This is a genomic window from Citrobacter sp. T1.2D-1 (assembly GCF_950098555.1).
Lineage (GTDB): Bacteria > Pseudomonadota > Gammaproteobacteria > Enterobacterales > Enterobacteriaceae > Citrobacter_A > Citrobacter_A telavivensis.
The window spans coordinates 129,897-155,025 of sequence record NZ_CATNHH010000012.1 but is presented as its reverse complement, the minus strand read 5'-3'; the positions used below and the strand labels follow the sequence as shown (position 1 = coordinate 155,025).

At 57.9% G+C, this 25,129-nt stretch carries 27 protein-coding genes and 1 pseudogene; 1 reads left to right on the top strand and 27 read right to left on the bottom strand.

Annotation, left to right across the window (positions count from 1 at the left end; translation table 11 throughout):
- Window positions 1-10: 10 nt before the first annotated feature.
- The 25 genes and pseudogenes from nikE to QQZ17_RS12075 form a co-directional block, all read right to left on the bottom strand.
- The gene (gene nikE / locus QQZ17_RS12195) at window positions 11-811 is read right to left on the bottom strand and encodes a nickel import ATP-binding protein NikE (RefSeq protein ID WP_152400420.1); all 801 of its coding nucleotides are present in this window, start codon (window positions 809-811) and stop codon (window positions 11-13) included.
- Entirely contained in the window at window positions 808-1,572 is a 765-nt protein-coding gene (nikD, locus tag QQZ17_RS12190; RefSeq protein WP_152400418.1) for a nickel import ATP-binding protein NikD, read from the bottom strand. The genes nikE and nikD overlap by 4 nt, the downstream gene beginning before the upstream one ends.
- The gene (nikC, locus tag QQZ17_RS12185; protein WP_046491674.1) at window positions 1,572-2,405 is read right to left on the bottom strand and encodes a nickel ABC transporter permease subunit NikC; all 834 of its coding nucleotides are present in this window, start codon (window positions 2,403-2,405) and stop codon (window positions 1,572-1,574) included. Before nikC ends, nikD begins: the two co-directional genes overlap by 1 nt.
- Window positions 2,402-3,346 carry a nickel ABC transporter permease subunit NikB gene (gene nikB, locus QQZ17_RS12180; protein ID WP_152400416.1) on the bottom strand — a complete coding sequence of 315 codons (945 nt, stop codon included), beginning with the start codon at window positions 3,344-3,346 and terminating at the stop codon, window positions 2,402-2,404. Before nikB ends, nikC begins: the two co-directional genes overlap by 4 nt.
- The gene (gene nikA, locus QQZ17_RS12175; RefSeq protein WP_152400414.1) at window positions 3,346-4,920 is read right to left on the bottom strand and encodes a nickel ABC transporter substrate-binding protein; all 1,575 of its coding nucleotides are present in this window, start codon (window positions 4,918-4,920) and stop codon (window positions 3,346-3,348) included. The genes nikB and nikA overlap by 1 nt, the downstream gene beginning before the upstream one ends.
- Before the next feature lie 136 nt (window positions 4,921-5,056).
- Complete coding sequence (acpT, locus tag QQZ17_RS12170) at window positions 5,057-5,641, bottom strand: 4'-phosphopantetheinyl transferase AcpT (protein ID WP_152400412.1); 585 nt, start codon at window positions 5,639-5,641, stop codon at window positions 5,057-5,059.
- 1 nt (window position 5,642) lies between these two features.
- Window positions 5,643-6,871 (bottom strand): annotated as a pseudogene (locus QQZ17_RS12165) (beta-ketoacyl-ACP synthase).
- Window positions 6,868-7,599: a 3-ketoacyl-ACP reductase FabG2 gene (locus QQZ17_RS12160; RefSeq protein WP_152400408.1), complete on the bottom strand. Its 732-nt coding sequence runs from the start codon at window positions 7,597-7,599 to the stop codon at window positions 6,868-6,870. Before QQZ17_RS12160 ends, QQZ17_RS12165 begins: the two are co-directional and overlap by 4 nt.
- On the bottom strand, window positions 7,596-8,072 hold the full coding sequence (locus QQZ17_RS12155; RefSeq protein WP_152400406.1) for an ApeP family dehydratase: 477 nt from the start codon (window positions 8,070-8,072) through the stop codon (window positions 7,596-7,598). Before QQZ17_RS12155 ends, QQZ17_RS12160 begins: the two co-directional genes overlap by 4 nt.
- The gene (locus QQZ17_RS12150) at window positions 8,069-9,238 is read right to left on the bottom strand and encodes a beta-ketoacyl-[acyl-carrier-protein] synthase family protein (protein ID WP_152400404.1); all 1,170 of its coding nucleotides are present in this window, start codon (window positions 9,236-9,238) and stop codon (window positions 8,069-8,071) included. The genes QQZ17_RS12155 and QQZ17_RS12150 overlap by 4 nt, the downstream gene beginning before the upstream one ends.
- Before the next feature lies 1 nt (window position 9,239).
- Complete coding sequence (locus tag QQZ17_RS12145) at window positions 9,240-9,899, bottom strand: DUF3261 domain-containing protein (RefSeq protein WP_235922445.1); 660 nt, start codon at window positions 9,897-9,899, stop codon at window positions 9,240-9,242.
- Entirely contained in the window at window positions 9,896-12,214 is a 2,319-nt protein-coding gene (locus tag QQZ17_RS12140) for an MMPL family transporter (RefSeq protein WP_152400402.1), read from the bottom strand. Before QQZ17_RS12140 ends, QQZ17_RS12145 begins: the two co-directional genes overlap by 4 nt.
- Complete coding sequence (locus QQZ17_RS12135; protein ID WP_152400400.1) at window positions 12,183-12,788, bottom strand: LolA family protein; 606 nt, start codon at window positions 12,786-12,788, stop codon at window positions 12,183-12,185. The genes QQZ17_RS12140 and QQZ17_RS12135 overlap by 32 nt, the downstream gene beginning before the upstream one ends.
- Window positions 12,785-13,207 carry an acyl-CoA thioesterase gene (locus QQZ17_RS12130; protein ID WP_152400398.1) on the bottom strand — a complete coding sequence of 141 codons (423 nt, stop codon included), beginning with the start codon at window positions 13,205-13,207 and terminating at the stop codon, window positions 12,785-12,787. Before QQZ17_RS12130 ends, QQZ17_RS12135 begins: the two co-directional genes overlap by 4 nt.
- Window positions 13,208-13,210: 3 nt before the next feature.
- Window positions 13,211-14,902, bottom strand: coding sequence for a glycosyltransferase family 2 protein (locus QQZ17_RS12125; protein WP_152400396.1), 1,692 nt, complete (start codon window positions 14,900-14,902; stop codon window positions 13,211-13,213).
- Complete coding sequence (locus QQZ17_RS12120) at window positions 14,893-15,246, bottom strand: ApeI family dehydratase (RefSeq protein ID WP_152400395.1); 354 nt, start codon at window positions 15,244-15,246, stop codon at window positions 14,893-14,895. Before QQZ17_RS12120 ends, QQZ17_RS12125 begins: the two co-directional genes overlap by 10 nt.
- Window positions 15,233-16,594 carry an AMP-binding protein gene (locus QQZ17_RS12115; protein ID WP_152400393.1) on the bottom strand — a complete coding sequence of 454 codons (1,362 nt, stop codon included), beginning with the start codon at window positions 16,592-16,594 and terminating at the stop codon, window positions 15,233-15,235. Before QQZ17_RS12115 ends, QQZ17_RS12120 begins: the two co-directional genes overlap by 14 nt.
- The gene (locus QQZ17_RS12110; RefSeq protein WP_152400391.1) at window positions 16,591-17,163 is read right to left on the bottom strand and encodes a COG4648 family protein; all 573 of its coding nucleotides are present in this window, start codon (window positions 17,161-17,163) and stop codon (window positions 16,591-16,593) included. The genes QQZ17_RS12115 and QQZ17_RS12110 overlap by 4 nt, the downstream gene beginning before the upstream one ends.
- 6 nt (window positions 17,164-17,169) lie before the next feature.
- The gene (locus QQZ17_RS12105; RefSeq protein ID WP_042323056.1) at window positions 17,170-17,421 is read right to left on the bottom strand and encodes an acyl carrier protein; all 252 of its coding nucleotides are present in this window, start codon (window positions 17,419-17,421) and stop codon (window positions 17,170-17,172) included.
- Window positions 17,422-17,433: 12 nt separating this feature from the next.
- Window positions 17,434-17,691 carry a phosphopantetheine-binding protein gene (locus QQZ17_RS12100; protein ID WP_042323054.1) on the bottom strand — a complete coding sequence of 86 codons (258 nt, stop codon included), beginning with the start codon at window positions 17,689-17,691 and terminating at the stop codon, window positions 17,434-17,436.
- Window positions 17,672-18,505 (bottom strand): lysophospholipid acyltransferase family protein, encoded by an 834-nt coding sequence (locus QQZ17_RS12095; protein WP_371305785.1) that lies wholly within the window; start codon window positions 18,503-18,505, stop codon window positions 17,672-17,674. Before QQZ17_RS12095 ends, QQZ17_RS12100 begins: the two co-directional genes overlap by 20 nt.
- Complete coding sequence (locus QQZ17_RS12090) at window positions 18,484-19,206, bottom strand: beta-ketoacyl synthase chain length factor (protein ID WP_152400383.1); 723 nt, start codon at window positions 19,204-19,206, stop codon at window positions 18,484-18,486. The genes QQZ17_RS12095 and QQZ17_RS12090 overlap by 22 nt, the downstream gene beginning before the upstream one ends.
- A gap of 54 nt (window positions 19,207-19,260) precedes the next feature.
- A complete protein-coding gene (locus QQZ17_RS12085; RefSeq protein WP_152400381.1) occupies window positions 19,261-20,322 on the bottom strand; it encodes a methyltransferase in 1,062 nt (353 codons plus the stop codon).
- Between the two features lie 68 nt (window positions 20,323-20,390).
- A complete protein-coding gene (locus QQZ17_RS12080) occupies window positions 20,391-20,768 on the bottom strand; it encodes a hypothetical protein (RefSeq protein WP_125369396.1) in 378 nt (125 codons plus the stop codon).
- Between the two features lie 387 nt (window positions 20,769-21,155).
- Window positions 21,156-22,205: an AI-2E family transporter gene (locus QQZ17_RS12075; RefSeq protein ID WP_152400379.1), complete on the bottom strand. Its 1,050-nt coding sequence runs from the start codon at window positions 22,203-22,205 to the stop codon at window positions 21,156-21,158.
- 98 nt (window positions 22,206-22,303) lie between these two features.
- Between QQZ17_RS12075 and QQZ17_RS12070 the strand changes: the two genes are divergently transcribed.
- The gene (locus tag QQZ17_RS12070) at window positions 22,304-23,554 is read left to right on the top strand and encodes an MFS transporter (RefSeq protein ID WP_152406216.1); all 1,251 of its coding nucleotides are present in this window, start codon (window positions 22,304-22,306) and stop codon (window positions 23,552-23,554) included.
- Between the two features lie 3 nt (window positions 23,555-23,557).
- Here the strand turns inward: QQZ17_RS12070 and QQZ17_RS12065 are convergent, their stop codons facing one another.
- Both QQZ17_RS12065 and QQZ17_RS12060 read right to left on the bottom strand, forming a co-directional pair.
- Complete coding sequence (locus QQZ17_RS12065; protein WP_044327800.1) at window positions 23,558-24,115, bottom strand: DcrB family lipoprotein; 558 nt, start codon at window positions 24,113-24,115, stop codon at window positions 23,558-23,560.
- Window positions 24,116-24,192: 77 nt separating this feature from the next.
- Complete coding sequence (locus QQZ17_RS12060) at window positions 24,193-24,858, bottom strand: 7-cyano-7-deazaguanine/7-aminomethyl-7-deazaguanine transporter (RefSeq protein WP_152400376.1); 666 nt, start codon at window positions 24,856-24,858, stop codon at window positions 24,193-24,195.
- Window positions 24,859-25,129: the final 271 nt, after the last annotated feature.

Genomic DNA, 25,129 nt, shown 5'->3' with positions numbered 1-25,129 from the left:
GATATCAACCTTACGAAATGGCGCGACGGCGCACGGGGAATGCGGGGAGTACCGCCTTTTGTAGCACACGACCGGCCTCGGAGGAAAAGGTTAATGCCTCTCCTACGGTCCTGGTTTCAACGATCTGCCCGTCCTCCATCACCATTACGCGATGACAAAAACGCTCCACCAGCCGCAGATCGTGGGTGATAAACAGACAGGCAGTGCCAAACTGCTGCTGCAGTTTCTTGAGCAGACGGATGACCCCCGCCTGCAATACCAGATCGAGATTCGATACCGCTTCATCGAGAATCAACAGTTTCGGCTCCACCACCAGCGCGCGAGCCAGACAGACGCGCTGGAGCTGACCGCCGCTGAGCTGTGGCGGACGTTTATCCAGCAGGTTTTCATCCAGATCCACCGCGTGGAGCATCTCACGAACCCGCGCCAACTGCCCGGCTTTGGACAGCGAGAGTAAATGACGCATCGGCTCACGCAGGATCTCGCAGACGGTTTTACGCGGATTCACCGCGCTGATGGAATCCTGAAAGACCATCTGGATATCGCGGCGAAATGCTTTTTGTCTGGACCGGTTCAGTTTTGCCAGCGGTTCACCGCGCCAGTTCACGCTCCCCTGGCTGGGCGATTCCAGCCCGACCAGCAGACGTGCCAGCGTACTTTTCCCGCAGCCGCTGCGCCCCAACAGGGCAACAGTTTCGCCGCTTTTCAGGTTCAGGGAGATCTCTTTGAGTACCTGCTGATGCTGATGTTTTCCCCCCAGGCTGGCGTGGGCGTAGTGATGAGAGAGGTCAGTGACGCTGAGTAAAGTCATGAGGCTAACTCCATACCGTACAGGGCGAGATGCGCCGACACCAGACCGCGGGTGATGGCGTGTTTGGGGGCCCTGAACAGGGCTTCCACCTCGCCCTGTTCGACGATGTTTCCGTTATCCATCACCGCCACGTCGTCGGCCAGTCGTGCGACCACGCCCATGTCATGAGTCACTAGCAGCATACCCGGTGCGCGGTTCTGCATAATGTTCTCCAGCAGATCGAGGATGCGCGCCTGCGCCACCACATCCAGATCGGTGGTTGGCTCATCGGCGACGATAAACGGCGCATCGGACAGGACCGCCATCGCGATCATCATGCGTTGTAACATGCCGCCGCTCATCTCGAACGGATAGAGCTTCAGTACGCGCTCGGCGTGCTCCAGACCAACGGCTTCCAGTGCGCGGATAAGCGTGGTGTCATCTGCCGGTTTACCCAACGCCTGGCAGGTTTCCCGCGCGTGGGTCGCCATCGTATGCAGCGGATTAAACGCGCTGCGCGGGTTTTGCATAATGGTGGCGATGGTGAACCCGCGCAGGGAGCAAGGGGGCACCGGCTTACCGTCAGCAAGAAGCGTTCCGCTTGTCTGGCGAACGCCCGCGGGTAAAATCCCGAGCGCCGCCGCGCAGGTCAGCGATTTTCCGCTACCGCTGCCACCCACCAGCGCCAGCACGCGTCCGCGTTTGAGCGATAACGACACGCCGTGCACCAGCGGGCGATCGGCCTGTAAGGCAATGTTTTGCAGTTCAATTTGCTGTGGCATCAGTGGGCGTGCTCCGTGACAAGGTGAGGATCCAGGTGATCGCGCAGGGCATCACCCACCATGTTGAAGGCCATCACGGTGATAAACAGCGCCAGCCCCGGCCAGAACATTTGCAGCGGCTGGGTCCAGATATACTGGCGGGCGTCGTTAATCATCACCCCCCATTCCGCCGTGGGCGCCGTCACGCCAAGACCGAGAAAAGACATCCCGGCAACGTGCAGCATCATGTGACCAATATCCAGCGTGGCCAGCACCAGCAGCGAGGGGATCACCGCCCCGGCCAGATGATCGATAAACACCCGGATATGACCCGCGCCGGAAAGTCGCGAGGCGAGAACAAACTCGCGCTGGCGCAGGGAGATGACCAGGCTGCGCACCATCCGCGCATACCACGCCCAGTGCGACAGAGCGATGGCGATAATCACGTTGGTGAGTCCCGTACCTAACACGCCGACCATAAAGAACGACAGGATGGAGGTCGGGAAGGTCATAAACATATCGGCGACGCGCATAGTGGCCTGATCGACGCGTCCGCCCAACAGTCCGGCGCTACCGCCAACGATAAGCCCCAGCGCCAGCACCAGCAGCAGACAGGCCATCACTGAACCCAGCGACACGCGGGTCGCGGCCAGCAGGCGAGAGAAAATATCGCGTCCCAGATGATCGGTTCCCAGCCAGTGCTGGCTGTCCGGTGCCAGCAGACGCGACGGTAAATCGATCGCCTGCGGATCATACGGCAGCCACCACTGGCTGGTTAGCGCAATCACCGCCAGCAGGGCGATGACGACCATGGCCAGACGAACCGACCAGCGTGAAGAGAAGAAAAAGTTCACGAGTGCGCTCCTTCATGACGACGAATACGCGGGTCCAGCGCGGCGTTTAGCAGATCAACAATCAGGTTACAGACCACGAAAACCACCACCATCATCAGTGTAAAGCACTGAATCACCGGGTAGTCGCGGTTAAATATGGCCGAGACGGCATAGCGACCGACGCCCGGCCAGGCAAAGATGTTCTCGATAATCATCGTCCCGCCAATCAGTTCGCCGATGTGCATCCCGACTGCGGTCACCACCGGCAGCGAGGCGTTACGCAGAATATGACGGCGTTCGGTTTGTTTATCGTTCAGCCCGCGCAGGCGCGCCCAGGTGACGTGGCGCTGCCCGGAGACTTCCAGCATGCTGGCGCGCAACAGTCGCGCGTTAATCGCCAGAGACATGAAGGCTATCGACACCGCCGGTAAAATGAGGTGCTGCCAGTCGCCGTAGCCCATCGCGGGCAGCCACTGCAGCCAGACCGAAAAGAACATCACCAGCAGGAAGGCGAGCCAGAAGTTAGGCATCGACACGCCGAGAAAGGCTATCAGTCGCACGACGAAATCCGGCAGACGGTCGCGGTGACGCGCCGCCCAGATGCCGAGCGGTACAGAGGTCAGCAGGATCAGCACCAGCGCCGCGCCGGCCAGTTCCAGCGTCGCGGGCAGGAAGTTCAGCATGTCATCCAGCACCGGGCGCTGGGTGGCGAACGAAATACCAAAGTCCAGATGCAGCGCTTTCCATAGCCAGGTGCCGTACTGCACGACCAGCGGCTGATCGAGCCCCAGCATCACACGGGTTGAGGCCACCATTTCCGGCGTGGGCGGCAGATTCGACAGGCGCAGATAGTCGAGCGCCGGGTCGCCGGTGCCCAGGCGTAACATCAGGAAGATGATCACCGAGGCGGCGAAAATCATCGGAATCAGCAGCAGGATGCGCCGCAGGACATAACGCAACATCAGGGTTTCACCGGTTTAATCTGTTCAAACGGAATTTCAGAGGCGATAGGTGCGTACGGAATCGCGCCCAGTTCAGGTCTGGCGACCACCATCATCGAGACATAGCTGATGGGCAGATAGACCGCGTCGTTGTGCAGGCGGGTCAGAATGTCTTTATACAGCGCCTGACGCTGCGTTTCGTCGGTCGTTTCCAGCACTTCGCTAATCTCTTTATCAATCAGCGGTTTGTCGGTTAAACCCTGCTGTGCCTGGTAATCCGCATGGGACGGCACGCGCATCGAACTCATAAAGGCGTGCGGGTCATACGGCGCGCCCCAGGTGCGATTGAAGATCATGCCGAAGCGACCGTCGCGCTGGCGGGCGTAAATGCTGCTCTCTTCTTCGCCGATAAGCGCGACATCGACGCCAACCTGACGCATATCGGCCTGGATAATTTCCGCCATCGACTTACTTAGCGCATCGGTACCAATAAATGACAGCTCAATGCGCAGCGGCTGGCCGTTTTTCTCACGAATCTCTTTGCCTGCGGGTAGCCGCCAGCCGGCTTTTTCCAGCCGATCTTTCGCCTGTTGCGGGTCGTACTGACGTGGTTTCAGGCCAACGTTGGCATAAGGGACCGTCGGGGCGAACAGCGTATCGGCGACCTGCTGCGTGCCGTACAGCGCGTTGTCGATCAACGATTTCTTGTTCACTGCATAGTTTAGCGCTTCGCGCACCGCCAGCTCATTGGTCGGCGCTTTGGCTGAGTTGAGCGCCAGCATCACCGTTTCAATCGGCTGAGAAAGCTGGGTGCGGTAGTTCGGGTTCTGACTAAAACGGGCGAAGGTATCGAGCGGCAACAGTCCTTCGTTGCCGTACAGCAGATCGATATCGCCAGTTTCAAACGCCACGGCGCGGGTGGTGGGGTCCGGGATCACTTTGACGGTAATCTTTTGAATCTGCGGCTTTTCACCCCAGTAGCGATCGTTGCGGACCAGCACATCGTACTGATTGAGCTTTGACTCTTGCAGTACCCACGGACCGGTGCCAATGGGGGCTTTAATGCCGCGCATCGTTTCGTTGTCTTTAAATTGTGACGGCGCAATAAAGCGGAAAGGACGCGGCAGCGCCAGTTCCTGCAAAAAGGGGTAATAGGCGCTTTTCAGGGTGATTTGTAGCTGGTTTTTGTCGAGCGCGCTGACGTCGACAATCTGATTAACCAGTTCCAGCCAGGCGTGGCGCTGACGGTTGTCGAGCACCACGCGAAAGTTTTCCGCCGCGGCATGCGCGTCGAACGCTTCGCCGTTCGAGAAAGTCACATCATCACGCAGGGTGAAAGTCCAGGTCTTGCCATCTGCTGAGTGGGTCCAGCTTTTCGCCAGCCACGGAATGACCGACCCGTCCGCCTGATACTTCACCAGTGGTTCATAGACCATGCTCTGGGCGAACATCTGGTTAGGGGTATACAGATGGGGGTTAAGCGGCCCAACGTTGACCGGCCAGGCGGTAGTGATTTCATCAGTGGCAGCGGCGTGCGTGAGGAATGACGCACAGGCCAGCAGCGCAAAAAGTGTGCGGCGTAGTCTGGACAAAATGGTGATCCCGAATGATGTAGAGGTACGACTTAATGAGTATGACGATTCTAAGGAATCATCATACTTTTGACGTGTTCTGGATCAAGAGAAGGGCGGTCAAACGCGTGAATTATACGAAAATCGTATGTTTGCGATGTCAGACCGTTTCCAGCCACTGCACCGCGTCTGCGGTCAACGTAAAGGGCGTGGGGGTGCAGACGGCGAGGCTCAGGTTGTCGAACTGGCAATGGCTCAGCGAAAGCCCGGAGTCGAAGGTGCTGTCGACGCTGACGATTTGCCACGCGCTGCCGCCGCGCTGTTTCACGATCGCCTCTTTTTGCGTCCAGATACGCCAGAACGCGGCGAGTTGCCGATCCGGATGTTCCGCTTCCACTTCGGCATGTTCCCTGAGGCTGAAGACCGCATTTGCCAGCGAGCGCCAGTTGGCGCGCGGGCGGATCACTTCGAGATCGCAACCCACTTCGCCCTCGTCGCTCAGCAGCAGGGCGATGTCATCACCGCTGTGGCTCAGATTGAACCATAGCGACGTCTCCGGTGAAAAAGCGGGTTTCCCCTGTTCGCCGTAAACAATCTCCGGCAGCGGCGAGAGGGCATGGGAAAGCAGAACGCGACCCGCCAGCCAGCGCGCGCGTCGAGGACCCTTCGGCGCCAGATTGGATAGCGCAGACGGTAAGGGGCCTGCGCTGAGTGTCGAGACTTTTCCCAGTACGATCCGATACATGTCAGGACCAACGTTTGATGATGATGGACGTATTGATGCCGCCAAACGCAAAATTGTTGCTCTGTAAGAATTCACAATCAATCTTACGGGCTTCACCCATAATGTAATCCAGCGCGCCGCAGTTGGCGTCGGGCTGTTTTAAGTTTAGCGTAGGCGCAAACCAGCCTTCACGCATCATTTGTAAGCTCATCCAGGCTTCCAGCGCGCCACAGGCACCAAGGGTATGCCCAAAATAACTTTTCAGCGAGGAGATTGGCACATTATCGCCATAAATTGCGGCGGTTGCCTGACTTTCCGCAATATCGCCACGATCGGTTGCCGTACCGTGCGCGGAAATATAACCCATATCCAGCGCGCTTAACCCCGCCATTTTCAGCGACTGCTCCATGCAAATCTGCATGGTTTCCCGCTGTGGCTGGGTGATATGCGCGGCGTCGCAGTTGGTGGCAAAGCCGATGATTTCGCCGTAAATCGTCGCGCCGCGCGCTTTGGCGTGCTCAAGTTCTTCAAGGATCAGCGTCCCGGCGCCTTCGCCAATCACTAGCCCATCGCGCTGTTCATCGAACGGCGACGGCGTAGTTTTGGGGTGTTCGTTACGCTGGCTGGTGGCGAACAGGGTATCAAAGACCGCGGCTTCTGACGGACACAGTTCTTCCGCGCCGCCTGCCACCATCACGGTTTGATAACCGTGGCGAATCGCTTCCCATGCATAGCCAATGGCCTGGCTGCCGGACGTACAGGCGCTGGACGTTGGGATCACGCGCCCGCGCAGGCCGAAAAACAGTCCGGTGTTGACGGCGGTGGTGTGCGCATCATCTGCACATAGGTGGTGCCGGTGATGTTATTGGTATGCTTTTCGGTCAGCATGGTGGCAAATTCGCTCACCGGACCGGTGCTGCCGGTGGATGAACCATACGCGATACCGGTCTCCCCGTTGGTGAGTACCTCATCGCCGAGCAGCCCTGCCTGTTCGAGCGCCAGTTCGGTGGCGCGGGTAGACATCAACGACACGCGACCCATCGCGCGAATACGCTTACGGGTGTAATGCTCCGGCAGCGTAAAGTCATCGATTGGCGCACCCAGCAGGGTATGCAGCCCGTCATAAACCTGCCATTCCGGCATTTTGCGCACGGCGTTTTCATAGGCCCGCAGTCTGGCGGAAACGTCCTGCCAGTTTTCCCCAAAGGCGGTGACGCCACCCATGCCCGTAATCACCACGCGACGCGTCATAACATCCCTCCATTGATGGAAATCACCTGACGGGTGACGTAGCCCGCCACGTCCGACATCAAATAGCTGGCAAGCCCGGCGACTTCGTCCGCCTGACCCATGCGTTTCATTGGGATCATCGCCATCGCTTCTTTCAGCGCAGCTTCTTCCATTTCGATCATGCCGGTGTCGATAAGCCCCGGCGCGATGCAGTTGACGGTAATTTTGCGTTTCGCGAGTTCCATCGCCAGCGCTTTAGTGGCACCGATAATCCCGGCTTTGGCGGCACTGTAGTTCACCTGCCCACGATTGCCCATCACGCCGGACACCGACGACAGGGTGATGACTCGACCGCCCTGACGCGCGCCGATCATCGGCATGATGCACGGCTGAATGACGTTATAAAAACTGTCGAGGTTGGTATGGATAACCGTGTCCCAGTCGCTGTCGCTCAGCGCCGGGAAGGCGGCATCGCGAGTCACGCCTGCATTGCTGACCACGCCGTACCACGCGCCATGTTCCTCGATATCCTGCTCCAGCACCTCGCGACACTGCTCGCGGTTCGCCACGTCAAAACTGAGCAGACGCCCTGCGCCACCGACGGCGAGAATGGCATCCAGCGTATCCTGCGCGCCCTGTACATCACGGTGATAGTGGACGCCGACCACAAAGCCGTCCGCAGCCAACTGGCGGGCGATAGCGCGACCGATCCCCTTGCTGGCGCCGGTAACCAAAACTGAACGACTCATGCGGACGCTCCTTGTTGAAATAGAGAGTGAAGTTCTTCTGCCGACGGCTGGAAGGTATTGACGCGGCCTGTCGCCAGCGTCTCCAGGTCGGCGGTAATTGCGCATTCAAAGCTGCCGAAACGTTCGTCCTGCATCAGCAACTTGACGGTAATCGTTAATGTTCGTCCTGCGGGCAGAACGCCTGCCGCGCAAATCAATTCGCGCGCGCCGAGCACCATCCCGAGCGAAATCGCCCCCTGACCCTGCTGGTGGCGGTGCCAGCCGGACCAGACGCCGACGGTCTGCGCCATCAGCTCCAGCGCGAACCAGCCGGGTAAATTCCCCTGCGGGTCAAGAAATGGTGCCAGAATACCGTCTCTCGTCACAGTGACGCGACAGACGGCGGTGTCTTCGCGCACGCTGACAACGTTGTCCAGCAGCAGCATGGGGGCGTCGTGCGGCAGGTATTCGCCGGGCGATAAATAGTGGCTCATGACATTCTCCCGAGCAGAATACTGGCGTTATTGCCGCCAAAGGCGAACGAATTTGACAAGATAAACGGGCGTTCAAGCGGTTGCGGTTGCTCGATGATGCCGCAGGGCGGCAGCGTCGGATCGCGCGGCGACAGGCTGAAATCCTGCGCTGGCAGCGGTAAATCACGCTGCAGAATCAACATGCTGAGCGCCGCTTCGGTGATCCCCGCCGCGCCCAGCGTGTGGCCGGTCAGGTGTTTGGTTGAGCTGCACGGGACACGCTCTCCAAACAGCGCGTTGACCACCTTTGATTCAATCTGGTCGTTAAGCGGCGTGGCGGTGCCATGCAGATTGATGTATCCCACCTGTTCAGGCGTGATACCCGCATCGTCCAGCGCCTGCTGGATGGCGCGAATGGCGCCTTCGCCTTCCGGATGCGGTGCAGAAATATGGTGCGCGTCGCTGGATTCTCCCATGCCGAGCAGCGCGATGGGCTGCGGCTCGCGGGTCAGCAGCATCAGCGCCGCGCCTTCGCCAATGGTAATACCGCTGCGGTCGCGACCAAATGGCAGACAGCGCGTGGGCGAGAGCGATTCCAGACTATGGAAGCCGTTGATCGGCATCCGACTCAGGGTATCTGCGCCGCCGACGATGGCGACGTCTGCCAGACCCGACTCAATCAAGCGGCGTCCGCTGATAATCGCGCGGGCGCTGGAGGAGCAGGCGGTGGAAAGGGTGAATGCCGGACCGTCCAGCCTTAGCCAGTGGCTGAGAAAGCGCGACGGGTCGCCCAGCTCCTGTTGCGGATACTGCCAGTGACGGCTCTCTTCACCGTTCAGCGTCAGATTAACGTGCCTGTCGCCTTCGTCCAGACCGGAAGTGCTGGTGCCGAGCACCACCGCAACGCGACTGTGACCATAGCGCGCAATGGCCTCATCAACCTGCGGTTGGATCTGCCCGAGCGAGGCCAGCAGCAGCTGATTGTTGCGCGAACGGTGGGCGCTAAAGTCGTCGGGAATGGCGGGCAGTTCGCCGTCCACGCCAGCGAGCACCGCGTGAGGATGCCCCTGTAACCAGCCGGCGCGCGGGCGCATACCGGGCGCCGCGCCGCGCGACAGGTTGGCGGCAATCTCATCGGTATCGTTGCCCAGCGCGTTAATCATGCCCACCGCAGAAATGTAAATCATATCAGTCACCCAGGTATTGAATGGTGATGTGGTATTTAAAGACATGCTGTTCGATGCTGATAGGCTCGCGTTTGCCTTTGCGGTTCAGGTAGGTGATTTCTGTCACCAGCTTGCCACGGGCATTGCGCAGTTCACGCGTGTCGCCGCTGTCCGTCAGCGTCCAGCCTTTCGGTAACTGCGGCTGCCAGGCGCTAATGGGCCAGTGGCTGAGCATGACGTCTGCCAGCACCTGACTGGCGGGCGGCAGTTGTGGAACCACAATGGACTGCTCGGTGTGCAGCCCTTTGTCGTCGTAGGTCACGAGGAACAGACGAATGCCGACCGACGACAGCCCCGCCAGCGCGATCTTTTTGTCATCAGCATTCAGCATCACCAGCAGCGACTGCGTTTTGCCGTTAAAGCTGCCGGTGAGCAATTGCTGAGCGTTCACTGCCGGAGAAATGCCCGGCGCAGGCAGCGTCACCCGCGTGCCCGGCTCCAGCCATGCCTGCGGTCGGCCTTCTTGCGCCTTCTGCGAATGGCTGCAGCCGGTGAGGATCAGCGCGAAGAGGCACAGTGCTAATTGCCCGATGGCGCAACGCTTATCGGGCCTACGCCAACGTGTTGACCAGGTAGGCCGGATAAGGCGCAGCCGCCATCCGGCAAAAATACGTTTCATCATTCTCGTTTTTTCTCTTTTTTCGTCGGCATCGCCAGAGGGGAAAGCAGGAACGCGGTGAAAATGCCGCTAACCAGCACAATGCCAAAACTGCTGATCGCCTGGGTGGCGCTAAAGACCAGCATGCCGAGCGTCAGCAGCGTGGTCATCATTGCCAGCGAGATGGCTAACAGGGAGGTCAACGGCGTTCCGCGCGGATTACTGAAAAACAGCGTGTAGTTAATACCGATTCCCAGCACCAGTACCAGCGCCAGCAGCGAGAACAGATTGACCGCATGACCGCTCAATGACAGTACCGCCAGGCCACAGCCCAAAGACAGTACCGACGGCACGAGGCTAACGACGCCGCTGCGCCAGCCCAACCGGGCGATCGCGCCGCAGGCAATCACCGCCAGCGCGACAAACAGCAGTCCGGTCAGCACGTTACGGTACAGCGCAAACAGTGCGTCAAAGGTACTTTTGCGATCCACCCATGCGACGCCGGGGTATTTCTCGCTGAGCGCGTTGAGCGCGGCGCTTTGTTTGACGCCGTCTACCGGCACCAGTACACCGCTTTCGCCGTCGGCCAGGCTCAGCCACAGCAGTCGCCAGCCTTCGCTGGCCGGGCTGGCAAGCCAGGCATCGACGGTGACGGGCATAGGGGTGAGATCGGGGTTGACCGTCGTCAGTCCGGCGTTGTTGAGGGCGTGAGTGACGGCGGGCGCGGCGTTTCTCAGCAAAATGAGATCCTGCTGCTGACGGGGCAGTGAATTCAGCGGGATCGTGCGATAGCCGCTGAGCAGCCCCTCTTTTTTCGCCTGTACCAGCGCCGGGACAAAGGCCTCCAGCCGTTCCAGCGTCTGCTGCGCGGAGTCGCCGTACACCACAAACCACTTCTGATCGACGCTCTGTCCGGTCAGCGCGGTAATGGTTTTTTCCTGTGCCAGAATGTGCTGCGGTAGCGCCTGCAACTGCGAGATATCGTCGTCCACACGCAGGGTCGCCAGCCCGGCCAGCGCGAAAAGCGCGAGTGCCACCGGCAGACCCACGGAGAGTTTTTTATTACGTCGCCAGGCGGCAAGCCAGCGCAGCATCAACACCATCGCCGGAACCGGGCGCACCGGTAGTCCACGGCACAGCCACGGGTGCCAGAAAATCACGGTCAGGCAGGAGGCGCTCAGCCCCACGGCCGCAAACACCGCCATCTGGCGAATGCCGGGGAAGGGGGCGAGCATCATAATCAGGTATGCCGCGACGGTGGTCAGCAGCGCCAGCAACAGCGCGTTACGCACTTTCGCCAGGCTTTCCCAGGGCGAGGTTTCAGCGCCGTGTACCATCCGTTCGGTCAGGTAGTACAGCGTGTAGTCGGCGGAGATGCCAATGATGCTCATGCTCATCACCAGCGTCATCAGATGCAGTTCACCGAAGGTAAGCAGCGTGACGACGGTTCCCGCCAGCGCGCCCACGGCAATCGACAGCAGACACAGCAGCAGCGGACGTAGCGAACGGAACACCGCGACAATCAGTAGCAGCACGCCCAGCACCGTCGCCACACCGAGCGTGGAAACATCCTGCTTTGCCTGCTGGCTGGCGTAATCGCTGTAGAATACCGTTCCACGCGACAGCAACTGCGCCTGCGGATAGCGCGCTTTCAGCTCCCCTTCAAGCGTGCCGAGCGTGGTCACCAGATGATGCGTCTGTTGCATATCGAACGATGAACCGGCCAGTTCGCCATGCAGCAGATACCAGTAGTTTCCCTGGCTGTCCTGCGCGACTAACCAGCCGTCCATCAGCCGCAGACGCTGACCGTTTTCGGCCATCGCCAGCTGTGAGCCGCGCATGAGCATCAGCGGGTCGTTTTGGAGTTCTTTACCGCTGACGCCGGAAAACGCGGAATAGAGCTGAGAAAGAATCCATTGCGCCTGCGCCTCGCCGCCGTTTTGCAAACGGGCACGGGTCTGCGGGTCGATCAGGCCGTTGCGATGCTGCCAGAAGAACGCGCCCCACGCCTGTTGGCTGTCGGCATCCATCGGGCCCTTCACCTCTGCCAATGCCTGTGACTGTTGCAGCATCGCCAGCCAGTCGCGGGCGATCGTCGGATCGGCCTTTTTGCCGGGACTGACCAGCCAGACCAGTTGACGGTCAAGACGCTGCATAAAGCCGTCATTCAGGCTCGGGGGAATCGCCCCCAGAGCCTGTTTTGGCAGCATCGCCAGTACGCTGCTATTGAGCCGCGCCTGAGGCAGCAACATCAGCAACACGCCCAGCATCATAATGCAGGCGATTCCCCATAACAGCGCGGGGCGTTTACTGTGCGGCAAAGCGTTGGCGTTCGTCATCGGTCAGTTGCGCAGGCGTCAGTTGGTGTTGAGAAAGTGCGATATCGGTGCGGTCGCCCTGTTTGTCGTTCAGCTCAATGCGTTCCAGATACGTTTTCCCTGCCAAATCGATAGTGGCGAAGATCTTATCCAGCGGCGTGGTGATCGGCGTCAGGCGCAGGGTCCAGCGGCCTTCTCCGCTATCAGCAAACTCCACGCGGAAGTTTTGCTCCAGCACTTTGCGGTCAGCCTGAAACAGCCCACGCAGCAGGTGGTTAAACTGAAACATCTGCGGGTTGTTGTCGGCGGTGATGGTTTGTGGCGGCTGACCGTTGATGGCCTGTACCATTCGCGTATCGTCCAGCAGTAGTTGCATCGGGAACGGCCGGGTTTGATCCCACAACAGTCCCTGGTCGCGGGCGATCAACATCGTTCCCGCGGATCGCAACGGCTGCGGCAGATCCTTAATCGTCCGGGTTTGATCGAAATGTGCGCGGATCACCGGCTGTTCGGTAAAGCGCTGTTGCAACTCGTCAAGCGTCAGGGCGTTGACGAACGGGCTAATGAGCAGCGCCAGCAGCGGCAGAAACCTCATGGCATCACCCCCATGCGTTCAAACAGTATGTCCGGGCAGACGAAGCACATCTCGCGGCTTTTCTCTTCCACTGCGACCTGAATGGTGTACCCCGTGGTCGCGCGTTTCCCGCTTTCGGCGTCGAAAATTTCATAGCCAATGCGCAGGCGGTTTTCGAACTCTTCCAGGCGCGCGCGTACGCGAATGCGCTGCTCAAAGGTCAACGGATTGCGGTATTTGACGCGGGTATCCACCACCGGCCACAGGTAGCCGGAGGCTTTCATCTGGCGATAGCCGTAGTCGAACTGGTTAAGCAGCGCTTCGCGGGCGATCTCGAAGTAACGGAAATAGTTGCCGTGCCACGCCACGCCCATCATATCGACGTCGTGAAACGGAATGGTTAGCTCGACTTCAGCCGTAAAGCGGGGATCGTTCAGCACCCTTTACTCCTTGTTTTTGGGTTCCGGCAACTGCCAGAAATCGAAAAAGTTAAACCAGTCGAGCGGCGACTGTAGCGCGTAGTGCTCAAGGCGTTCGGCATAGCGGTCGATGGTCTGCTGTAGCGCCTGTTGGCGGTCGGCGCGCGGCAATACCAGCGGGTCGGCGAATGGCTCGCAGTGAACGCACAGCTTCTCCTGCTGGCGTAGAGCAAAGAGGAGATCCACCGGGCAGCGCAAAATCGAGGCGAGGATAAACGGCCCCTGTGGGAACGGGGCGGCTTGCCCCATAAAACGGCTCCAGCAGACGCGCCATTCGCCGCCGCGCTGCGGATTCACCGCGATGCGGTCGCCGACGATGGCAATCCATTCTCCACGCTCCAGCTTCTCTTTGAGCGCAATGGCGGTGTCCGGGCCGATGTCGGTCACCGGCATCAGGTTGAGTCCGGCCTGCGGCGCCATCTCTTCCATAATCTGCTTAAAGCGCCGGGCGTTATCGCTGAATACCAGCGCGTTGATGGTTTTGCTGCCCTGCAACTGCGCCAGCGCGCGGCAGGCTTCAACATCGCCCAGGTGCGAGGCCAGCAGCAGTTTACCGCGGGGATCGCTGACGTTCAGCGCCTCTTCTGCCCCAGGCGCAAATACCACGTCGCGGCCAAAATGCAGCTCACCGCGCCAACTGGCGATTTTATCGAGCATCGCGTTGCCGAAGCGCAGGAAGTGTTGATAGCTGGAGAGGTTAGCCGGCACGGGTCTCTGGTGCGCGGTCAACTGCGCACGCACGCGGGCGATCCAGTTCTGTGACGCGCGGCGCGCGGGGGCTGCGGTCAGCCAGTACACGCCGACAACAGGCCAGAGCAGCAGCGTGAACGCCCTACGCCCCAGCAGACGCCATACCCACAGCATCAGGCGCATTCCCCATAGCCCTTTCACTTCCTGCTGCTGCGCCCAGTGCGGTGACGCTCGACGCAACAGCAGCGACGGGATGCGGGGCAACATGCCGAAGAACAGGCGCGTGTGCATCAGTGAAATACGACAGTTATCTTTGAAGGCATCGAAATGCGACAGCCCGTCCGGCGGATACGTCACGCGGGTCGGGACAAAATAGCTGGGGGTGCCCTGCCACCAGAGACGCACCATCACTTCGGTGTCGAAATCCATCCGCTTGCCGAGCGTGACCCGTTGCGCCAGTTGGCGCGTGGGGCTGACCGGGTAGACGCGAAAGCCGCACATGCTGTCTTTCAGTTGCAGCGAAAGGGTTTCAATCCACACCCAGACGTGGGTTATCCAGCGTCCGTACAGGCGCGAACGGGGGATGGAATCATCGTAAATCGGCTGTCCGGAGATCAGCGCGGCGGGGTGCGCCTGTGCCAGTTCCAGCAGCTTTGGAATGTCTTCAATCGCATGTTGACCGTCGGCGTCGACCTGGACGGCATGGGTAAATCCGGCCTCTGCGGCCGCCTCTAATCCGCGGATCACCGCCGCGCCCTTGCCGGCGTTTTCCGCCAGACGAATTAAGGTCAGGTTTGCGGTGCCTGCGGCGAGCCTGTCCAGTTCCTGCTGCGTAGCCGCGTCGCTGCCGTCGTCCACCACAATACACGGCAGATTAAATGGCTGCAGGCGTGCCAGCACGCGCGACATCATGGCGCCGTGGTTATAGCAGGGGATCAGCACGCAGGGGGACAAGGTCAACGACATAGCCGGATCTTCCCGCTGCTGGCGGTATGGCGCGCATCGCCATCGTGGCGTTGATAGCTAAACGTCAGGAGCTGACGTGCTTCCTGCCAGCTCAGGGTTAACGTGACGGTGTTTTCCGGCAGCAGCGGTGCCTGGAACTTCACGTTCTGAATGCTGTGAAAACGCCAGCCGGGGGCGAGCAGGGTGGTGGCATAGTGCATCACCCAGTCCATCTGCGCGACGCCCGGCAGCAGCGGCTGCACGGCAAAATGGCCGCTGAACCAGAAAAGGGAAGGATCAAGATGCAGGACGACCTCAATCTGTTGGGGCTGTGCCTGATGGCGCTCAATTTCATGGGGTATCATGAAACAACTCCTGTAATTGCGCATAGACACGCTTATTCATACTGTTGACCGGGATTTCGTCGATGACCCGCCAGTAACGCGGTACGGCGACCGGCTCCAGCCACGGCAGCAGCGCCCGTCGCCACGTCAGCTCCTGGGTTTTTCCGCCGCTGTTCTGCCAGCGCTGGCGCGCCTCGTCATTCAGGACCAGCAGTACGCCCACCCCCTGGCGACCGCCACGCGCAATCGGCAGGGCGGCGACGTCGCGGATGCCCTCCAGCTCCAGCAGGCGTTGCTCAACTTCGCTGAGCGAAATGCGTTTCTCTTCAATTTTGACCACTCGCCCACGGCGTCCCATCAGGCGGAACTGGCCGTTTGGCTCAAACTGCAGGATATCGTCAAGCAGCAGACCGTTAGCGTCGGCGATCAGCGGAGAGAAGACGCGAAATGCTTCATCTTCTGCGGTAAATGACACGCCGGGGAAGGGCAGCCAGGTGACATTCTCTTGTTGACGATAGCGCCAGGCCAGAATGCCGGTCTCGGTGCTGCCGTAGATCTCATCCGGCCAGACGTTCAGCCAGGCGGCGGTCTGCGTCACGTCCTGCCACGGCAACATGCCGCCTGCCGAGAGGATCATGTCCACCGACGGCGCAGGAAGCTGGTGGTCGAGGCGTTTTAAAAACGCCGGACTGCTGATAAACACATAGCGATGTTCGCGGCCCAGCGCGGCCAGTTGTTCCGCATAGTAAAGCATGGCCGCATGCAGCGGCAGGCCCAGCGCCATCGGCAGGAAAATGCGGAACGTCAGACCGTACAGATGCTGTGGTACAACCGAGGCCACTATCCGGCAGCCTGCCAGGCGGTCGGCAAAGCGCGCTGCCAACAGTTCGGCTTCATGGTCCAGACGGTCAACGGGTTTGACGATACGTTTCGGCTGCCCGGTCGAGCCCGAGGTAAACAGCTCGATAAACGCATCGTGGCGCAGGGGCGGGAAGATAAACGCCTCGTCGCTGAGCGTCATGGCTGAGCTGACAACCCACAGCGGTCCCTGCCAGCCGAGCGTTTTATCGCTCAGCACACCGTCAAACAACGCCCGCTGCTCGTCCAGCAAAGAGACGCGGTTATGCCCTGGAATCACAGGCGTTTTCCCCGCATGCAGGGCGGCCAGCAGCGCAACGATAAACAGATAGCTGTTTTCAAAACAGAGTGCCCAGCGACTGCCTTCCTGCTGTTGCAGGTGCGCCATCAACCGTGCGACATCGTGGCGCAAGTGACCGAGCGTCCAGTGACGTTCGTCCAGCCAGGCGATGGGCGTGTTCGCCGGACGAGGGGAGGTGAGCCATTCGGCAAGCGTCAGGGTCTGCTTCATTGCAAATCTCGATTAATCATCCGACGGCGTATCAGCCATTCGCTGCCCATGAGCAGGCCCATCAGCAGGTAGGCAATCATGCCATTCCACGCGGTCCACATCGCCATATCGCCATGGAGAGCGGTAAACAGCGCCACGCCGCCATTGAAGATAAAAAAGGCGCACCAGATCTGCGTCACCCGGCGGGTGTAACGCACCGCCGCATCCGGGAGTTGGGGATCGCGCAATCGTGCCAGTCGTTCCACTATGGGCATGGAAGACCAGAGCGAGCCGCCAAAAACGGCGAGCATGACGGCGTTCACCACAACCGGATAAAACAGCAGAAGCTGATGGGTTTTAAGCAGGTAACTGGCGATGCACAGCGTGATACCCACCGCCGCCACCACCTGGGTGACCACGCGCAACGGTCCCGCCTGTCGCCGGGTCTGGCGAAAGCGTAAGAACAGCAGCAGCGCCATCAGCGGCAGTAACCACTGCAGGCTATGATGCGCCAGACCAAACCAAATCAGGAAAGGCCAGGCGAGTAACAGCACGCCTGTCAGCACAGGCAATGTGCGAACGCCCGACACGGCGAATCAGGCTTCTTTAAGCAGGCGTTCTACCGCGTCAACGACATCCTGCACGGTGCGTACGGCTTTGAACTCTTCCGGTTTGATCTTCTTACCGGTCTTCTTTTGCAAATGGACGATCATGTCGACCGCATCGATGCTGTCCAGTTCCAGATCTTCGTACAGACGCGCCTCAGGTTTAATGTCCTGTGGATCTATCTCAAACAGCTTAACCAGCAGCGCAGAGACTTCGTCATAGATGGCGTGTTGATCGGTCATAGCGGACTCTCCTCAGGCACGTTGCGCATTAATGAACGATGCCAGCGTGGCGACGGAGAAGAAGTGCTGACGCATCTCTTCGCTTTCCGCAGAAAGCACCACGCCGTACTGATTTTTTACCGCCAGTCCCAGTTCCAGGGCATCAATTGAGTCCAGTCCCAGGCCGTCGCCAAACAGCGCCGCCTCGGTTTCAATGTCGTCTGTCGACAGTTCGTCCAGATTCAATGTGGTTATGATGAGATTTTTAATTTCAAGATAAAGCGCTTGCATCATTAATTCCTGAGAGAGGTAACGTACCTGGTTGTAATTGAAGCAAAAGATGCCGGTTTAGCTGTCTTGCCGCCAGCGCCGGTTCTTGTAAATTTGCGTCGTAAAAGTGGTCGAGCTTCACCCGCTCGCGTACCTCGACGGTAAACAGCGGTTTAGTTGGCGGCACCTGATACCATTTGCTTTCTTTATCCAGCATGCGCTGGCTGCAATGGATGGTCACTACGCGAATATCGCTGCCGCAGCGCACGGCGATATTCGCCGCGCCGCGTTGCAGCGTCATGGCTTCGCCCGGACGGGTGCGGGTGCCTTCGGGGAAAATCAAAATCGTATCGCCCTGCGCCAGTCGTTGCTGACTGGCCGGTAACAGGGCGTCCGCCTGGCTGTTCACCAGATAATCCGCGGCGCGCACCACGCCGCTGAGAAATGGGTTCTTCAGCAGCGCGCTTTTCACCAGACAATCTGTTTCGGGCATCACCGACGCCAGCAGTACATAATCGATCAGGGTGGGGTGATTCGCGACCACCAGACATCCGCGTTCCTGACGCAAAATATCCACCCCTTTCATCTGATAATCCAGCACGCCCAGCACGCGGGTCACCGTTAAAAAGAGACGGAAACTGGCGGCGATACTGCGCCGGGCAATGCGGCGGCGGCGGGCGTTGTCCCATACGAAAACTAACAAAACGTTAAACCAGACGACCGAAAGCAGCAGCCCGCCGAGTCCGAAGAGGGCGAAGCAGAAGCCGGTCATGGCGATCCGCCAGAGTCGGTTCAACGAGGAGATGACCCCTTTCATGTCCGACTCCAGTGCCACTGCACGCGCTCGCCGGGGAGGGTAAACGCCTCGGCATTCAGTAAATAGTGCTGTAAAAATAGCAGGCTTTGCGGGAGCGCGGTTTCAGCGCCAGCCAGAACCGGTTCGCTCTCACACACCCAGTCGTTACCTGCTTCGCAGACCAGTGCGGTGGCGTACGGCCAGGTTGGCATATTTTCCGGGAGTCGCGGGTGGTAGAACTCGGGAAGAAAACCGTCGAAGTCGACCATCAACACGCGCTGATAACCCGCCTGTAGCAGGCAGATGACTTCACATAACCCCTGCTGGAAGGTATCGCGCCCGGCGGAAAGCGATGACGAGACGATGGGGTGTTTGGCCGCGATAGTCAGGTTGCCCACCGCTGAATTGTGTACCGACAACGCGAAATCGGTCGGTGAGAGCGCCTGTTCGGTCGCCAGCGCATGCAGAATGCGGTAGTTACGTTCAAGTTCACCGTGCCGACTGGTGTACAGCACCGCATCGATATCGTGGCGACGCAGCATCGCCAGCCCGCACTCGACGGCCAGTTTACTGCCGGAGCTAAGACGACGGGCGGTCATCATTGGCAGTTCACGCAGTTTTCCCTGTGCCGCCGCCGGATCGATGGCGTGCGGATGCCGTGACCATTGCAACCACTGTATTGATTCGCCCAGACCTGGCGCCATCGCCCGCCAGTCGGTAATGTTTAGTGAGAATTTCATCAACGCGCGTCCGCGGTATACCGGTGATTCCAGTAGCGTTCTGATGCTACTTTGTTATTTTTTCTTCTGACATATCAGTAAAGTATGTCCAACGCCTAAATTATCGTGGCGTTCTTCCACCTGGAACCCTGCCTTGTCCAGATAGCCATAAAATTTCTCTGCGCTGTAGAAACGGCTGTTGCCGTTCGCCATGCAGGTAAAGTAAAGCGAAGACGCATTCAGACTGAATGAGGCGGCTTCAAAGCGCTGCGCATCCCAGAACAGCTCCATAATGCACAGCCTTGCACCGGGCTTCATCACACGGGCAACCTTGCTGAGCATGGCGACAATTTGCTCCGGTGAAAAACAGTCAAGAAATTGACTCATCCACCAGATATCGGCCTCTGTGGGTAAAGGCGCATCGCCAAGCATATCCACCGCATGAAAATCGATGCGATCAGATAATCCTGCATTTTCGATATTTTCGCGGGCAAGTGCAATTTGTTGTGGCAAATCTAATAGCGTCACCGCGATATTTTCGTCGAACTGGCTACAGCGTATTGCCCATTTACCCGTATTTCCGCCTACATCGTACAGGGTTGCAGGACAACTGGCGAATACATGCGGTAATGCTGCATCAAACGCACCGTCAGAATAGTAATGATCGAAGGCGAACCAGCTTTCACGCGCGGACGGTGGTAATTGTGACAATGCCGGGTAAATGGTTGGCCAGTCGCCAAATACTTTTAACCCGGATGGTTTTCCTTCTTTCAGCGCATTTTCTAAAAAGAATAATCCCTGATAACAGACGTCGTGGGTGAAATCCATATTCACGCGAGTCATGGTGTCATGCAAAAGGAAATGTCCGATTTTCGCCAGATAATAGCGTCCCGCTTGATGGGTGATGATGCGTCCGCTTAATCCCATATCCAGCAGAACGCTGACCGCATATTCGTTGACGTGACTGTTTTCGGCGATCTCTTCAAGCGTTGCACCCTGTTTACCCTGGCGGTCAAGATAAGCCAGCACATCTGCATTTCGCAGGCAAAGCGCGGTTTGAAACAGCATGGGGGCGAAGGCGATACGCTGCGCTTCAGTGATCGCATCCAGTGCGCTGAGGGAGTCCTGTTCGTACATGGCGAGTACAACCTGTTAAGAAAACGAAAAAGGTTATCGGGCCGCGCGCGGCCCGACTTCAGGCGTCATTACAGATTTGCACCCGCAGACAGGTTCAACTGAATGTCTTTATCCAGGTTACGTACCCAGCGGTTGTAGTTTTTATGAATTTTACCGCCAGAAGCCTGCAGATTGAGGCTGCTGTCGTACTTGATATCGTAGCTGGAAGCGGTGTAGGTAATGCGCACTTCCGCAACGTGATCGCGAGACTGCTGACGCGCTTTGATCACCCCCGGACCCGCTTCAGTCATGATCCATTTACGCTGAATGCCGGCTTTCAGAATCGCATTTTTTACCTGATCCTGGGTGTGGCCTGCGGTAACCGAAGAGTGAACCTGATCGATGGGGGCAGTACGCGCACAACCCGCCAGCGCACCAACAACCGCAATCGCCGCAAACCACTTAATGTATTGTTTCATGAAAACTCCCTATCAAAATCACTATTTATATTAACGTTGAATGCATTTCTGAATTTAGTTTTAGTTACAATAATACCGACTATTATTAATGTTAACTTTGACGAACGGCGGTGAAATTCTTGTAATTAATGAGTGAACGCAGAAGGTAATTTATCTTCCGGGTTATCATGGCGTTAGTCAGTTAATTCTCACTTAAATTCCATTGTCGATATCATTTAATTTGAATTAAATGCACTGCGGAAGAGCTGGATCTCATTTTGCATCTCATTTTGCAAAGGAAACCGCGCGCTTATTGAAATACTCAGATAACAAAAGCGCGCCTTATAGTACTTTCATCTGTAAGTGAATGAAACTACCCTGGTTGGTAGGGCAGGTTTATCCCGGTAATCTATTTTTCGGTCTCCCCGGGCCCAGTAATATGGCCAGTTTGCTGCCGCCTGTCGTGGTTTCCATCCAGATTTTACACACGCTGGTCAGAGGGACGGAGAGCAACATTCCCACCGGGCCGAGCAGCCAGCCCCAGACCAGTAAGGAAAGGAACACCACCAGCGTCGACATGCCCAGGCGATGCCCCATCATGCGTGGTTCAACCATGTTGCCTAATACCATATGGACCACCAGGAACAGCGCCCCCACCAGCACGCACTCATAAATGCCGTTGAAAAGCAGCGCCTGAACCATCGGTGGAACGGCGGAAATCACCGAGCCAATGTTTGGGACATAGTTCAGCAGGAACGCCAGCACCCCCCACATCAGGGCAAATTGAATGTGCATCAATTCCAGTCCCAACCAGACAATGACCCCGGTCCACAGGCTGAGCAGCGTTTTTAACGCCAGATAGTGCGAAACCCCCTTCAGCGCCCGGTGCAGTCCGGCAATGTGGATTTGCGGGTTATGCAGCGCAAAACGCATTTTGTAAGGCACATGGCGGACTTCAAACAGCATAAATACGACGGTCATTACCAACAAAATGATGCTGGCCATCGCGCCCGACAGCCCGGTCATCAGCGTGGTGGTGAAGGTGACAATTTTGTCGGAGTCGATTCGCTGTAACATCCGTTCCGGGGACATGTGTAGATTTAAAAATGGAATCATCTCCTGTACATACAAGACCTTGCGCGTCAGTTCTTTGTTGTACCTTGGCAGCATGGCAATAAATTCGTTAACCGAGGCGGCCAGCACGCCAATCAGCGCGGTGAGCACAAACAGCATCACAACCACCACAATCGTAATTGCCACCGGGCGTTTCACGCCCCGGCGAATAAACCAGGTGACCAGCGGATTGAGGACAATGGCAAAAAAGAGTGCCAGCAAGAGTTGCACAATGATATCTGCGGCGGCGTGGATCCCGGCGAGAATGACGACCAGCGCGGCCAGTTTGAGCAGAATATGTAAACCCGTTTTATCGGGCTGAGGGGTTGTCATGGTGGCTTCCTGTTATTGATTTTCATTAAGTGTAGCGGCTGGCCTGCTGCCGATATTCCTAATCTGGCTGCTGATTTTCCCGGCGTGGCATGATAGAAATGAAACATTGTTGTAAAAACGTGGTGGTCCCCATGCCCGAACCCGTCGCTGAACCGGCGCTTAATGGATTGCGCCTCAATCTGCGCATTGTTTCTGTTGTGATGTTTAACTGTGCCAGCTACCTGACCATCGGCCTGCCGCTCGCGGTGCTGCCTGGCTATGTCCATGATGTGATGGGCTTTAGCGCCTTCTGGGCGGGACTGGTCATCAGCCTGCAATACTTCGCGACCTTGCTCAGTCGCCCTCATGCCGGACGCTACGCGGATTTACTCGGTCCGAAAAAGATTGTGGTTTTTGGTCTGTGCGGCTGTTTTCTCAGCGGCGCGGGCTATTTTCTGGCGGGAAGCGTCAGCAGTTGGCCGGTCGCCAGTTTGCTGCTGCTGTGTCTGGGTCGCGTCATTCTGGGGATTGGACAGAGCTTCGCCGGGACCGGCTCGACGCTGTGGGGAATAGGCGTGGTGGGTTCGCTACATATCGGACGGGTGATCTCCTGGAACGGTATTGTGACCTACGGGGCGATGGCGGTCGGCGCACCGCTCGGCGTGCTGTTTTACAACTGGAGCGGACTACAGGGATTAGCGCTGATTATCATGGGGATCGCGCTGCTGGCGGTTCTGTTGGCGATTCCGCGCCCGGCGGTGAAAGCGAGTAAAGGAAAGCCACTTCCCTTTCGTGCGGTGCTCGGACGCGTCTGGCTATACGGGATGGCGCTGGCGCTGGCCTCGGCGGGTTTTGGGGTGATCGCCACCTTTATCACCCTGTTCTATGACGCCAAAGGCTGGGACGGCGCGGCGTTTGCGCTCACCCTGTTTAGCTGTGCTTTTATCGGTACGCGTCTGCTGTTTCCTAACGGTATCAACCGCCTGGGCGGTCTGAACGTGGCGATGATCTGCTTTGGCGTTGAGATTGTCGGACTGCTGTTGGTGGGCGTGGCGATGATGCCGTGGATGGCAAAAATCGGCGTGCTGCTGGCAGGAATGGGTTTCTCGCTGGTCTTCCCGGCGCTTGGCGTGGTGGCGGTAAAAGCCGTGCCGCAGCAGAATCAGGGCTCGGCGCTGGCAACCTATACGGTGTTTATGGATCTGTCGCTGGGGGTGACGGGGCCATTGGCCGGGCTGGTGATGAGCTGGGCTGGCGTGCCGGTGATTTACCTGGCGGCGGCGGGTCTGGTGGCGATTGCGCTACTGTTAACCTGGCGGTTAAAAAAACGGCCTCCGCAGGAATCGCCAGAGGCCGTTTCATCATCCTGACGGTTACTGAATAACCAGCGTATTGATGATGTTTTCCGCAGCCGTTTGCGCTTTCTGCTGGTCGTCAGCCGGCAGCGTAATTTGCAGGGTCAGCAGTTGGTTATCCACTTTACCCAGTACGACGGATGAGTAAGCGGTCTGGCCTTTCGCCGAGATAATGCTGTCTAACTGTTGCAGCGTGTGGCCTTTCAGCTCGATGGATTTGTTGGTCACCACCTGCAGTTGTGGGTCGCGGCTGCGCTGCTGATCTTCCAGACGTTTTGCCAGCACAGACAGCTCTTCGTTAGTGTTATCACCAACGATGACAATGACCGCTTTCTGGCCGGTCGCGTCAGAGTAAACGTGCATATTATTGGCCTGCGTACCCAGCTTGCCGCTCTGGTCAGTCATATCCGCCGGCAGGGAGAAACTCAGTTTGCCATCCAGCAGAGAAACCGGTTGACCGGTTGCGTTGCTTTCTGCCGCCGTGCCCTCTGCCGGCGCTTTCGTATCACTATTATCACAGGCCGCCAGCCCCATAACCAGCAGGCCAATACCGACATATTTAACCAGATTACGCATTGACTTCTTCCTTTCGATAAACGGCCATAACGGCTCATCCGTTCATCTTATCACAACCCGGAAAAGGAACCTTTAGCTCAACTTGCCTGCATCGCCGGGATTTCAGATTTATCTGCCAGTTTTTTCAGCAACATATTCAGTAATACGCCATACATCGGCAGGAAGAAAAGGATGCTGATCAGCACTTTAAAACAGTAATCGACGATGGCGATTTCCATCCAGTGCTCGGCCATAAAGGCATCCGGGCTGCGCCAGAACGCAATAAAGAAGAAGGCGAGGGTGTCGCTGACGTTGCCAAACAGCGTCGAGGCCGTCGGTGCCAGCCACCAGCGGCGGTTTTGACGCAGGCGGTTAAAGACGTGTACATCGAGAATCTGTCCCAGCGCGTAGGCCATAAAACTGGCGACCGCGATACGGGCGACAAACAGATTGAAGTGCATCAGCGCCCCAAATCCCTGCCATGAACCCATATAGAACAGCGACGAAATCACATAGGAGATCAGCAGCGCCGGCATCATCACCGCAAAGATAATTCGACGGGCCAGCGGCGCGCCAAAAATCCGCACGGTCAGGTCGGTTGCGAGGAAAATAAAGGGAAAGCTAAACGCGCCCCAGGTGGTGTGGAAACCAAAAATGGAGACCGGAAGCTGGACCAGATAGTTGCTGGAGGTGATCACCAGCAAATGGAATAGCGATAGCCAGAACAACGCTTTCATGCGCTGTGATTGTGTAAATGCGTTCATATTGTACCTTTTTGATGGTTATTGGGGTGAGGGAACCCAATTCGTGCTACACGCTATTTTACTGCCATTTTGCTTTCGGGCAGTGCTCGCGCGCCGCACGTACTCCGTGTACGCGTCGGGCGCTGTGCGCTGGCCTTCAAATAAACTGGCTGCGCCAATAACGCGTCTTCGTTTTTTTAAGCCGCCGCATGATACTGCTTTGCGGCGGTAATGCAATGGCTATTTTTCACGCAATCGTTAACCTGATTGGCTTACTTCGGAACTGAGCGTA